The sequence below is a fragment of the Pseudonocardia sp. DR1-2 genome, from assembly GCF_023717215.1.
Taxonomy (GTDB): domain Bacteria; phylum Actinomycetota; class Actinomycetes; order Mycobacteriales; family Pseudonocardiaceae; genus Pseudonocardia; species Pseudonocardia alni.
Genome location: NZ_JAMQOF010000004.1, coordinates 35,241 through 47,252, shown reverse-complemented (window position 1 = coordinate 47,252; position 12,012 = coordinate 35,241). Strand labels below are relative to the sequence as shown.

General features: G+C 74.6%; 12 protein-coding genes. 8 read left to right on the top strand and 4 right to left on the bottom strand.

Going from position 1 to position 12,012, the window contains the following annotated elements:
- Nucleotides 1–46 precede the first annotated feature (46 nt).
- The 6 genes from ND486_RS12495 (at nt 47) to ND486_RS12470 (ending at nt 6,482) form a co-directional block, all read left to right on the top strand.
- Nucleotides 47–973, top strand: coding sequence for a dihydrodipicolinate synthase family protein (locus ND486_RS12495; protein WP_251784482.1), 927 nt, complete (start codon nt 47–49; stop codon nt 971–973).
- A complete protein-coding gene (locus ND486_RS12490; protein ID WP_251784481.1) occupies nt 966–2,702 on the top strand; it encodes an NADH:flavin oxidoreductase in 1,737 nt (578 codons plus the stop codon). Before ND486_RS12495 ends, ND486_RS12490 begins: the two co-directional genes overlap by 8 nt.
- A gap of 37 nt (nt 2,703–2,739) precedes the next feature.
- The gene (locus ND486_RS12485; protein WP_251784480.1) at nt 2,740–4,050 is read left to right on the top strand and encodes an MFS transporter; all 1,311 of its coding nucleotides are present in this window, start codon (nt 2,740–2,742) and stop codon (nt 4,048–4,050) included.
- Nucleotides 4,047–4,820, top strand: coding sequence for an SDR family oxidoreductase (locus ND486_RS12480; RefSeq protein ID WP_251784479.1), 774 nt, complete (start codon nt 4,047–4,049; stop codon nt 4,818–4,820). The genes ND486_RS12485 and ND486_RS12480 overlap by 4 nt, the downstream gene beginning before the upstream one ends.
- Nucleotides 4,817–5,587 (top strand): SDR family NAD(P)-dependent oxidoreductase, encoded by a 771-nt coding sequence (locus tag ND486_RS12475; RefSeq protein ID WP_208826121.1) that lies wholly within the window; start codon nt 4,817–4,819, stop codon nt 5,585–5,587. Before ND486_RS12480 ends, ND486_RS12475 begins: the two co-directional genes overlap by 4 nt.
- A 142-nt stretch (nt 5,588–5,729) precedes the next feature.
- Nucleotides 5,730–6,482, top strand: a complete 753-nt coding sequence (locus ND486_RS12470) for an IclR family transcriptional regulator (protein WP_251784478.1) — start codon at nt 5,730–5,732, stop codon at nt 6,480–6,482.
- Nucleotides 6,483–6,488: 6 nt separating this feature from the next.
- Here ND486_RS12470 and ND486_RS12465 read toward each other — a convergent pair whose 3' ends face one another.
- Nucleotides 6,489–7,319 (bottom strand): alpha/beta fold hydrolase, encoded by an 831-nt coding sequence (locus ND486_RS12465; protein ID WP_251784477.1) that lies wholly within the window; start codon nt 7,317–7,319, stop codon nt 6,489–6,491.
- A gap of 73 nt (nt 7,320–7,392) precedes the next feature.
- Nucleotides 7,393–8,634, bottom strand: coding sequence for a helix-turn-helix domain-containing protein (locus tag ND486_RS12460; RefSeq protein WP_251784476.1), 1,242 nt, complete (start codon nt 8,632–8,634; stop codon nt 7,393–7,395).
- Nucleotides 8,635–8,769: 135 nt separating this feature from the next.
- On the opposite strand from ND486_RS12460, the gene ND486_RS12455 reads away from it, so the two are divergent.
- Nucleotides 8,770–9,549, top strand: coding sequence for an SDR family NAD(P)-dependent oxidoreductase (locus ND486_RS12455; protein ID WP_178375313.1), 780 nt, complete (start codon nt 8,770–8,772; stop codon nt 9,547–9,549).
- 10 nt (nt 9,550–9,559) lie between these two features.
- Here the strand turns inward: ND486_RS12455 and ND486_RS12450 are convergent, their stop codons facing one another.
- Entirely contained in the window at nt 9,560–10,192 is a 633-nt protein-coding gene (locus ND486_RS12450; RefSeq protein WP_251784475.1) for a TetR/AcrR family transcriptional regulator, read from the bottom strand.
- A 153-nt stretch (nt 10,193–10,345) separates the two neighbouring features.
- On the opposite strand from ND486_RS12450, the gene ND486_RS12445 reads away from it, so the two are divergent.
- A complete protein-coding gene (locus ND486_RS12445) occupies nt 10,346–11,140 on the top strand; it encodes an SDR family NAD(P)-dependent oxidoreductase (protein ID WP_062402044.1) in 795 nt (264 codons plus the stop codon).
- A gap of 25 nt (nt 11,141–11,165) precedes the next feature.
- Here the strand turns inward: ND486_RS12445 and ND486_RS12440 are convergent, their stop codons facing one another.
- On the bottom strand, nt 11,166–11,978 hold the full coding sequence (locus tag ND486_RS12440; RefSeq protein ID WP_062402047.1) for a YhjD/YihY/BrkB family envelope integrity protein: 813 nt from the start codon (nt 11,976–11,978) through the stop codon (nt 11,166–11,168).
- Nucleotides 11,979–12,012 lie beyond the last annotated feature (34 nt).

Genomic DNA, 12,012 nt, shown 5'->3' with positions numbered 1-12,012 from the left:
TCCGACGAGGAGAAGCCGAGCCGACGAAGAGAGGACGGGACCGACGATGGTCTCCTTCCACGGGGTGATCCCGGCGCATCTGCTCCCGTTCACCGAGGACCTGCAGATCGACGAGACCAACCTCCGTCGCCACCTGCGTGCGCTGCTCGACGTCGAGGGCGTCGCGGGCATCACGACCAACGCGCACGCCTCCGAGGTGGCCACGCTGACCGCGGACGAGCAGCGCCGCCAGCTCGACATCGTCCTCGACGAGGTCGCCGGGCGGGTCCCGGTCATCTCCGGGGTCTACCAGGACGGCTCGGCCAAGGCCGCGCGGATCGCCGCGGACGCCGAAGCCGCCGGCGCCGACGGCCTGCTCGTGTTCCCCACGGTCGTGTTCGAGGGCGGCGCCCAGCTGCGCCCGGAGATGGCGGTGGGCCACTACGCCACGATCGCCGATGCCACGTCGCTCCCGATGATCGCGTTCGTCTACCCGGCGACGTCGGGACTCCGGCTGGACACCGACACGCTGGTCCGGATCTGTTCCGAGATCGACAGCGTCGTCGCGGTGAAGGAGTGGTCGAACGACATCGTCGCCTACGAGCGCAACCTGCGGGCGCTGCGGGCGCTGGACCGGCCGGTGTCGCTGCTGTCCAGCTTCAGCCGCTCACTGCTCGCCTCCCTGGTGCTCGGCGCCGACGGGATCCTCTCCGGGCACGGCAGCGTCGTCGTGGACCTGCAGGTGGAGCTGTTCTGCGCGGTGGAGAAGCAGGACCTGGGTGAGGCACGCCGGGTCTGGGACCGCATCCAGCCCTTCGCCGAGGCCTGCTACGCGGATCCGTTCCTGGACGGGCACAACCGGATGAAGGTGGCGCTGGCGCAGCTGGGCCGGATCGACGCCGCGCACGTCCGCCCACCCCTGCAGCCGGTGTCCGACACCGAGCGGGCCACGCTGCGGGCGGCCGTCGAGCGGGCGGAGCTGCCCCGTGGCTGAGGTCCCCGGCCTGTTCGACCCGATCGAGATCGGGGGCGTGCGGCTCCGCAACCGCACGCTGCTGCCCTCGATGACCACCCGCCTCGCCGACGACGCCGGGCACGTCACCGACGCGACGCTCGCCTACTACCGGGCCCGCGCGGAAGGCGGCGTCGGTCTGGTCACCGTCGAGATGGCCTCACCCGAGATCGCCGGCAAGCACCGCTTCCGCGAGCTGGGCATCTACGACGACGAGTTCCTGCCCGGCCTGCGCCGGCTGGTGGACACGCTCCACGAGGCCGGGGCGCGGGCGTCGATCCAGCTCGGGCACGGCGGCAGCCGGGCGCGGTCCGTCGTCTCCGGCACCACGCCCGTGGCGCCGTCGGCGGTGCCCACCCCGGTCTTCGAGATCGAGGCCGAGCTCGCCGTCCCCGAGGCCATGTCGGCTGCCCGGATGCGCGAGACGGTCGACGCCTACGTGGCCGCGGCGGCCCGCGCGCAGCGGGCCGGGTTCGACATGGTCGAGCTGCACGGCGCGCACGGCTACCTGATCTCGCAGTTCCTGTCCCCGCTGGAGAACACCCGCTCCGACGCCTACGGCGGGTCGCTGGAGAACCGCGCACGCTTCGGGCTGGAGATCCTGCGCCGCATCAAGTCCGAGGTCCCCGGCCTGCCGGTGATCTTCCGGATCGGGGTGGAGGACTTCTTCCCGGGCGGGCTCACCGCCGACGAGGGCATGCAGGTCGGCCGGTGGGCGGAGCGGGACGGCGCCGACGCGGTCAGCGTGACCGCCGGGCACTACCGCTCCCTGCCGGCCGCCGAGCGGATGATCCCGCCGATGGCGTACCCCGCGGCGACGTTCGTCGAGTACGCGGCACGGATGAAGCAGCTGGTGGACGTCCCGGTGATCGGGGTCGGGCGGCTCGGCGACCCCGAGGTCGCCGCCGGCGCCGTGGCCGACGGCAAGCTCGACATCGTGGCCCTGGGCCGCCCACTGATCGCGGACCCGCACTGGGTGGCCAAGGCACAGGCCGGAGTCCCGGTCCGGCGTTGCCTGGCCTGCAACCACTGCATCACGAACATGCGCTCCGGCGCGCAGCTGTCCTGTGTGGTCAACCCGGCGACCGGCCGGGAGGAGGTCTACGCCGGCACGAGCGCGCCGGGAGGCCGCCGGATCGTGGTGCTCGGCGCCGGACCGGCCGGGCTGACCTACGCCTCCCAGGTCGCCGAGGGCAACGACGTCATGGTGATCGACAGGGCGGAACGCGCCGGCGGGGCGTTCCGGCTCACCGGGCTCGCACCCCGGTTCAACGACGTCGCCGCGGCCGAACCGACGTTCACCGCCTACGTCGACGAGCTGGAACGGACCTGCCGGCTCGGCGGCGTCCGGTTCCGCTACGGCTCCGAAGCCACCGGTGACGACCTGCGCGGCGCCGACCTGGTGGTCGTGGCCACCGGCGCGCACTACCGGTTCGGCCTCGGCGCCGTCGTCCCCCGCCTGCTGCGCACCCGTGCCGCCCGCTCGCGGGCAGCCGCCCGCCTGTTCGCCTCCCCGCGGATCCGGGACGCGCTCTACTACCGGCTCCGCACCGGACGCGGCGCCGAACTGGCCCGCCGACTGCCCGTCGACCCGGGGAGCACGGTGCTCGTCGTCGGCGACGCCGCCCGGGCCGGCAAGGCCCGCGAGGCCATCACCAGCGCCTTCGACGCCGCCCTGGCTCCCAGCGCCCGATCCGCCCCCACCCCCTGACATCGACAAGAGGTCCCGTGCCATGACAGAGCCGTCAGTGAGCGCAGTACACGCACCACCGGGCAACCGGCGGCAGAGCAGCAAGGTCGCCTTCGCCAGCCTGATCGGCACCACCGTCGAGTGGTACGACTTCTACATCTACGGCACCGCCGCAGCGCTGGTGTTCCCGAAGCTGTTCTTCCCCGAGTTCTCCCCGGGTGCGGGCCTGCTCGCCTCGCTGTCCACCTACGCGGTGGGCTTCGCCGCCCGCCCGCTCGGCGGCATCGTGTTCGGCCACTTCGGCGACCGGGTCGGCCGCAAGAAGATGCTGGTGGTCTCGCTGCTCGCGATGGGCCTCGGCACCCTGGCGATGGGGCTGGTCCCCGGCTTCGCCGAGATCGGCATCCTGGCCCCGGTCCTCATCGTGGCGCTCCGGTTCCTGCAGGGCGTCGCCGTCGGCGGCGAATGGGGCGGTGCGGTGCTGATGGCCGTCGAGCACGCGCCGCCCGGCAGGGCCGGCTGGTACGGGTCGTGGCCGCAGGTCGGCAGCCCGCTCGGGCTCGTGCTGTCCACCGCGGCGTTCTCCGCGGTGAGCAGCCTGCCCGACGAGGACTTCCTGTCCTGGGGCTGGCGGGTGCCGTTCCTGGCCAGCGCGCTGCTCATCGTCGTCGGGCTCGTCGTCCGGCTGCGGCTGATGGAGTCCCCGGTGTTCGCACAGATGCAGTCGGCCGGGGAGACCGCCCGCCTGCCCGTGCGCGACGCACTGGCCCGGCACCCGGGCAGTGTGCTCGGCGCCGCCGGCGCGTTCATCGTGATCAACACGGTCTTCTACCTGGTCACCGTGCTCGGGCTGTCCTGGGCCACGTCGCACCTGGGCATCCCGCGCGGCACGTTCCTCGCCGCCGTCCTGGTCGCCGCCGTGATCATGTGCGGCACCGTCCCGCTGTTCGGCGCGCTGTCCGACCGGGTCGGCCGACGACCGGTGTTCGCGGCCGGGACGATCCTGGTGGCCGTGTTCGCGTTCCCGCTGTTCTGGCTGATCGAGACGATGTCGACGCCGCTGCTGTTCCTCGGTGTCATCGTGATCATGGGCATCGGGCACCCGTTGATGTACGGGCCGCAGGCGGCGCTGTACTCGGAGATGTTCCCGCCCGCGCTGCGCTACTCGGGTGCCTCCCTGGGCTACCAGATCGGCGGCATGCTCGGTGGGCTGGTCCCGCTCGTGGCCAGCGCACTGCTGGTCGGCTACGACCAGGCGTCCTGGCCGATGGCCGCGCTCCTCGTCGCCACCGCCCTGATCAGCCTGGCGTCCCTGCTCACCATGCGGGCCCGCTACGCCGACCACACCACCGCGGAGGTCGCGTCGTGACCGCACTCGATCTCACCGGTCGCACCGCCGCCGTCACCGGCGCGGCCCGCGGCATCGGCCGGGCCATCGCCACGGCGCTGGCCGACGCCGGGGCCCGGGTGGCGGTGATCGACAAGGACGCCGACGGCGCGCGGCTGGTCGCCGAGAAGCTCGGCGGCGTCCCGGTGTCGGCCGACCTCACCGACGCCGACGCCGTCGACCGGGCGTTCGCCGAGGTCGTCGAGCGGCTCGGGGCACCCCAGGTGTTCGTCAACAACGCCGGCATCCTGCGGGCCGGTGACCTGGTCACCTCCGCCGTCGAGGACTGGGACGCCCAGTTCGCCGTCAACACCCGGGCGGCGTTCCTGTCGGTGCGCGCGGCGGCGGGACACATGCGGGCCCGCGGCGGGCCCGGCTCGATCGTCGTGGTCACCTCCAACTGCGCCCGGACCCCGCGGATGGACCTGGGCGCCTACTGCGCGTCCAAGGCGGCCACGGACATGATGGCCCGCTGCCTGGCGCTCGAGCTCGCCGGCGAGCACATCCGGGTCAACACGCTGTGCCCCGGCTCCTGCGACACCGAGCTGCAACGCGCCCAGTGGCGCGAGCTCGGCGTCGGCCCGGAGCGCCAGATCCACGGTGACCCCGCGAAGTACCGCACCGGCATCCCGATGGGACGCCTCACCACCCCGCAGGACGTCGCCGACCTGGCCCTGGTGCTCGCCTCGGACACCAGCCGGTTCGTCACCGGGCAGTCCTGGCACGTCGACGGAGGACAGACCCTGCCATGACCGACACCACCGACCCCCGCGCGGACTTCGCCGGGCTGACCGCCGTCGTGACCGGCGGGGCCTCCGGCATCGGCGCGGCCACGGCGGCCCTGTTCGCGGCGCGCGGCGCCCGGGTCGCCGTGCTCGACCTCGACCCGGGCGGTGTGCCGAGCCCGCTGCTCGGCGTGCGCGCCGACGTCACCGACGACGACTCCGTCACCGCGGCCGTCGACGAGGTCGTGACGGCGTTCGGCCGGATCGACATCCTGGTCAACAACGCCGGTGTCGGCGCGGCCGGCACCGTCGAGGCCAACGACCTCGACGAGTGGCGCCGGGTGCTCGACGTGAACCTGCTCGGGCTGGTGCGCACCACCAGGGCCGCACTACCCGCACTGCGTCGCGCGGGCTCGGCCTCGGTGGTGAACGTCGGCTCCATCGTGGCCACCGCCGGACTGCCCGACCGGGCGTTGTACTCGGCGAGCAAGGGGGCCGTGCTGTCCCTGACGCGGGCCATGGCCGCCGACCACGTCCGCGACGGCATCCGCGTCAACTGTGTGTGCCCCGGCACCGTGGACACCCCGTGGATCGGCAGGCTGCTCGATGCCGCCGCCGACCCCGGCACCGAGCTCGCGGCGTTACGCAGCCGCCAGCCGACCGGGGGCCTCGTGGGGATGGAGGAGGTCGCACGATCGATCCTCCATCTCGCCGACCCGCACCAGCGCTCCCTCACCGGCGCCGTCCTGGCGGTCGACGGCGGGATGTCCGGCCTCCGCGTCCCGCAGGGCTGAGCCGCGGGGCGGTCTCCTCCGACGGTCCGTGCGGGGCACCCGCGACGACGGGCCCGGGCCGGCCCGCCCGTCGCGGCGTCACGGGCAGGTGATCACCACCGGGCCGCGTGACCGGGGACGCACCCTGGGGCAGACTCGACCCGTGGTCGCGGGCGAACCGGTGCTGGCCCGGGCGGTGCGGATCCTGTCGGTGTTCGAGCCCGGGCGGGCCGAGCTGGGCGTCGCCGAGATCGCCCGCGCCTCGGGGCTGCACGTCGCGACCGCGTCGCGGCTGGTCGGGCAGCTCGTCGAGCAGGGGCTGCTCACCCGCACCGGCTCCGGGCGGCTGCGGATCGGGATGCGGCTGTGGGAACTGGGGCAGCGGGCGTCGCCGACGCTGACCCTGCGGGCCGCGGCGCTGCCGTTCCTCGGGGACCTGCACGCCGTCGTCGGGCACCACGTGCAGCTGGGTGTCCTCGACGGCGACGAGGTCATCTTCCTGGAGCGGCTCTCCGCGCCCGGGGCGGTGGTCAACCTGACCCGGATCGCCGGGCGGCTGCCGCTGCACGTCTCGTCGTCGGGGCTGGTGCTGCTCGCCCACGCGCCGCCCGAGCAGCAGGAACGCGTGCTCGCGGCGCCCCTGGAACGACGGACCCCCGCCACGGTGACCGACCCGGACCGGCTGCGGGTCCTGCTCGCCCGCGTCCGGCGCGACGGCCACGTCGTCACCGAGGGCCACGTGCACCCCGACGCGACCGGTGTCGCGGTCCCGGTACGTGGCCGGGACGCGGCCGTCGTCGCGGCACTGTCGACGGTGCAGCCGCACGACGGCCGGGCGCGCACGCTCGTCCCCGCCCTGCGCGCCGCGGCCCACGGCATCGCCCGGGCGCACGGCGGGGGAGACCCCGTGCCCTGAGTGCGCTCAGCCGAGGAACTTCTCCACCACCGCGTCGAACGCGGCCGGGTTCTCCAGGAACACGAAGTGCGAGTTCGCCTCGTCGGACCCGAACACGTGCAGCGTCGCGCCGGGGACACGGTCGGCGATCCAACGCTGCGACTCCGGGCTCACGTGGCTGCCCTCGCACCCCAGGACCAGCGTCGGGACGTCGATCCGGGGGAGCACGTCGCGCCAGTCCTGTGCGCAGTGGTCGAACAGCAGCGGTACCCCGGCGTGGGCGGGGGTGTGGGTGATCTCCCGGGCGACCAGGGACCAGACGTCGTCGGCGGGGGTGCCGGAGAACATCGAGCGGACGAACGCCTCCCGCACCGTGTCCCCGTCGGGGCCGGCGAGGCTGCCGGCGAGGTCCAGCAGGCCGCCGACGTCGAAGATGGCGCCCGAACCGGCCTGCTCCTGCGCCGGCATCCACGGCACCGCGGCGACGGCCGCGGGCTGGTCGACCAGCACCAGCCGGCCGATCCGGCCCGTGCCGTGGGTGTCGATGTGGCTCCACAGCACCGAGGCGCCCATGGACCAGCCGAGCAGGTCGGCACGGTCGAGACCGAGGTGGTCGAGCAGCTCGACGAGGTCCTGCGCGAGCCGGGCGATGCGGTAGCCGTGGTGCGGCTTGTCCGAGACGCCGTGCCCGCGCTGGTCGTAGGTGACCACGCGGCGCCGCGCGCCGAGGCCGGTGAGCTGGTGGGCGAACATCGCCTGGGTCTGGCCCCAGCCGTGCAGCATCACCAGCGGGACGCCCTCCCCGCCGGAGTCGCGGTAGTCGAGCGTCACACCGTCGGCGGTGGTGAAGGTGGGCATCGGTGTCCTCCTCGGGTCCGCGGAGGAGTCTGGGCCGCAGTGGCGCCGGTCACCACCGCCGGTGGTCGAGGGATCAGGCCGGTCCGTGCTCCGTCTGTCGAAGCTCCCGGCCGGGTGCCGGGTGCCGGGCCGCGACGACGTCGAGCGCGACCAGCCCCAGGTGCAGCGCCAGCCGGGTCGCGCCGTCGGAGACGTCGAGACCGGTGAGCCGGGTGACCCGGTCGAGCCGGTAGTAGAGCGAGGTGCGGTGGATGTGCAGGCGGGCGGCCGCGGCCGGGCCGTTGCCCGCCTCGTCGAGGTAGGCGCGGACGGTGGCCACCAGCCGTCCGTCGGGGTCGGCGGCACGCAGCCGGCGCACCTCGTCGGGGACCACGTCGTCGGTCAGCAGGGCCGGGGGGAGAGCGAGCAGCGGGCCGAGCGCCCCGAGCCCGGCCCACCGGGCGACCGGGGGCCGGAGCCCGAGCTCGGCGGCCGTGCACGCGGTCCGGGCCCGCGTCACCGACCCGGCCAGCAGCTCCGGTGCGGGAACCGGGTCGCCGATCCCGGCGACGCAGCGGAAGCGGCCGTGAGCCAGCTCGCCGACGCGGTCGACGACCCGGCGCACCCGCGCGGGAAGCTCTTCGGAGCCGGGCGCCTGCGGCGCGGCGAGCAGGACCGCGGTGCCGCCGGCGACGGCGGTGAGCCACCCGTCGGTCCCGTCGCGGCGGCGCCCGGACAGGGCCGTGCGCAGGGCGATCCCGGCGTGCTCGTGGTGCCCGTCCGCCCCGGGCACCACGACGACGACGGCCGTCGTGCCCGGCTCCGGCGCCCGGCCCACCGCGGCGAGGGCGGCCGAGGCCCGGACCCGGGCCACCGGGTCGTCGCCGACGAGATCGAGCACCCGGCGCTCGTCCTCGCGGGCCGCGTCGGCGGTGCGCGCCAGGTCCTGCAGCGACAGGGCCAGCTGCTCGGCGACCGCGGTGATGCGCCCGAGCTCGCCGGTGGTGAGCGAGCCGTCGGCGTCCATCACCATCAGCAGTGCCAGCAGCCGGCCCTCCCAGCGGACCGGGACGCACACCCGGGCGTGCATACCCAGCTCGTCGCTGGCCGGGATGATCCCGGGACGGGTCCAGGACAGCACGCCCTGGGAGAGCACGTAGCCGCGGATGCGGGGCTCCGCGCCGCGGTTGAGCACCGCCGCGACGCGGGTGGGGTCGGCGTCGCCGTAGTGCGCGCTCGCGTAGAGGACCTGCACGGCGGGGTCGTCGACGACGACCGACCGGGACAGCTCCTCGGCGAGCCGGTCGATCAGCGCCGTCGCCGCGTCACCGAGCACCCGGCGATCCTACAGACGGAGCACACCGCGGCAGCCGCGTTCGTCGGCGGACGGTGTCGGCCGCACGCACCGCGGGCGCACCGTGGCCCGGAGCAGGGGACGGCGCGGCAGGCACGACGAGGCGGGGAGGGTCCGGTGCGGGATCTGGAGGGCCGGGTTGCGGTGGTGTTCGGCGCGGGGTCGGGCGGGCGGGGGACGAGCAACGGCGAGGCCGCGGCGCTGGCCTACGCCGGGGCCGGTGCGGTCGTCGCCGCGGTCGACCGCGACACCGCCGAGGCCGCCCGGGTGGCGGGGGAGATCACCCGAGCCGGTGGCGCGGCGCTGGCGGTCACCGCCGACGTCACCGACGAGGACGACGTCGCCCGCGCCGTCGCCGCGGTCGTGGACACCCTCGGGGTGCCGCACGTACTGCACAACAACGTCGGCGCCGCGGTGCTCGGTGAGGTCGTCGACCTCGACCTCGCCGGATGGAACCGGGCGCTCGCGCTGAACCTGACCAGCGCCTACCTGACCTGCCGACACACGCTGCCGCACATGCGCGCCGCCGGGCGCGGGGCGATCGTGAACGTGTCGTCGTTGGCCGCGATCCGCGACACCGGCTACGTCTACCCCGCCTACAGCGCGGCCAAGGCCGGGGTCGACCAGCTGACCGTGTCGCTGGCGCTGACCTACGCCCGCGACGGGATCCGCGCCAACGCGGTGTTGCCCGGCCTGATCGACACCCCGATGGTGCGCGAGCAGGTCGTCGACGACCCCGGTGCGCTGGCCGCCCGGCACGAGGTGAGCCCCACCGGCCGGATGGGCTCCCCGCACGACGTCGCCCAGGCCGCGCTGTTCCTCGCGTCGGACCGCGCCGCCTACGTCAACGGGGTCTGCCTGCCCGTCGACGGCGGGCTGTCCGCGCGGTCGCGGTGAGGTCCGGCGCTCAGGCCCCGGCGCCCGCGCCGACCGGCACCGGGCGCAGGGTCAGCGGCAGCAGGTCGCGGACCTCGGCGCGCAGGGTGTCCAACGCGTGCGGGTCGTCGCCGGTGAGGAACCCCAGCAGGGCCTGCTGAAACACGCCGTCGACCATCCCGTAGGCGGCGTGCGGGCTCAGCGCGACCGCGGTGCCGGTGAGGTCGGCGTAGCGGGTGACGACCCGCCACACCATGTCCTCCAGGGTGCGGTCGATCTGCCCGACGGCCTCGCGCAGGTTCGGCTCGAACATGCTCTGGGCGCGCAGGTCGTACCAGAGGCGGTGCATCGGGGCCTCGTCGACGATCGTCTCGCACAGCTTGTCCGCGAACGCGGTGACCAGGCCGTCGGCCGTCGTCGCGTCGGCGACGGCGCCGTCGTAGCGGGTCACGCACACCGCCTTGTACTGCCGCACGCAGTAGACGATCAGCTCCAGCTTGTCGGCGAAGTAGTAGTGCACGACGCCATGGCTGTACGGGGAGTTCTGCGCGATCTCGCGCAGCGACGCCCGGGCGTAGCCGAGCTCGCCGAGGGTCTGCAGGGCCGAGTCCGCCAGCGCTCGGCGGCGCGCGTCGTGCTTGTCGACCGGGTTCGCCCGTGCCACGCGGCCCCCTCCCGTCGTCCGCCGGGAGCCACTGTAACCGACCGCTGCGTCTCCGACGCCGTCGTTCTGGACGCCCGCCCGACGATATCTTGACAACTGGTCAGAGATCGCGGCAGGGTGTGGCCCATATCACCGATCGACACTGGAGTCGCCGTGACGCAGATCGACCTGACCGGACGCACCGTGCTCGTGACCGGGGGCGCACAGGGGCTGGGCGAGGGGATGGCCCGCGCGCTGGCCGACTCGGGCGGCCGGGTCGTCGTCGCCGACCTGCAGGACGAGGCGGGCGGCACGCTCGCGAAGTCCCTGGGGGAGCAGCACGGGTTCGTGCACCTGGACGTCACCGACGACGCCTCGTGGACCGCCGCGGTCGCCGAGACCGTGGAGCGGTTCGGCGGCCTCGACGTCGTCGTCAACAACGCGGGCGTCGAGGTCACCCAGCTGCTCGTCGACACCGAGCCCGACGACGTCCGCAGGATGCTCGAGGTCAACCTGCTCGGCACGATGCTCGGCATCAAGCACGCCTTCCGTGCCATGCGCCCGGGTGGCGCGGCGGGCCGCGGCGGAGCCGTGATCAACGTGGCCTCGGTCGCCGCGACCATCGCGTTCCCCTCCATCGGCGGCTACTCCGCGACCAAGTCCGGTGTCGACCGGCTCACCCGGGTCGCGGCGATGGAGTCGGGCAAGCTCGGCTACGGGGTGCGGGTCAACTGCGTGTACCCCGGGCTCGTCCCGACCGCGATGGGGCAGAAGCTCGCCGTCGAGACCGCCGGGCTCGGGCTGTTCGAGAGCCCGGAGGCCGCGGTCGGCGCGGTGGTCGAGCTGACCCCGTCGGGCCGGCTCGGCGAGGTCGCCGACATCGCCGACGCGGTCGCCTTCCTGGCCTCCGACGCCGCCCGGTTCGTCAACGGCGCCGGGCTGCCGGTCGACGGCGGCATGGGCATGTGACCCACCGGGTCCCCGCCGCCCGGGATCACCGGTCCCGGGCGGCGAGGACCTCGTCGAGCACCACGGTGGCGCGGAACCCGCACAGCACCAGGATGTGCAGCAGGTAGAGCCACAGCGCCAGCGCCGACACCGTCCCGACCACGGGGAGCCCGGCGAACGGTGCCGACCACTCGATCGGGATGGCCAGGAACAGCAGGAAACCCTGCAGGAACCCGGCCAGCACCGACCCGGTGCCGAACGCGCCGAGCACCAGCGCGCGCCGGCCCAGCCGCCCCGGCCCGACCAGCCCGAACACCGCGAGCAGCGCGGTCGACAGCGTCACCCACACCACGTGGAACGCCACGACGACGCCCCACACCAGCGACCAGCCACCCGCGGCGTAGAGCGGACCGACGTAGGGAGCCGCGCCCAGCACGACCAGCACGAGGAACGGCGCGACCGCCGCGACCCCCAGCAGCCCGGCGCGGCCGCGCCAGCCGGTGAGCCGGTCGCGGGCTGCGGACATCTGGACGAACGCGCGGCGCAGGCCCTCGCCGTAGAGGCTGGCCGGGAACAGCACGACCAGCGCCTGCCACCAGGCCATCGACAGCGACACCGCGGCCAGTGTGCGCAGCGCCTCGGGCGTGCCGTGCCCGCCGGGGAGCCCGCCGATCGCCGCGTCCATCGCCGTGGTCACCGTCTCCGGCCCGGCCAGCGCACCGACGCCCCACAGCGCGACCATCGCCAGCGGCACCAGCCCGATCACCCCGAAGTAGGTCGCACCGGCGGCCCACAGCGCGATGTCGCTGCCGGGGAAGGTGTTCCCGAGCCGGCGGGCGAGGGCGCGGGCCCGGTTCACGGCGCGCCCCCGCTGCGGCGCTGGCACGCTGGTC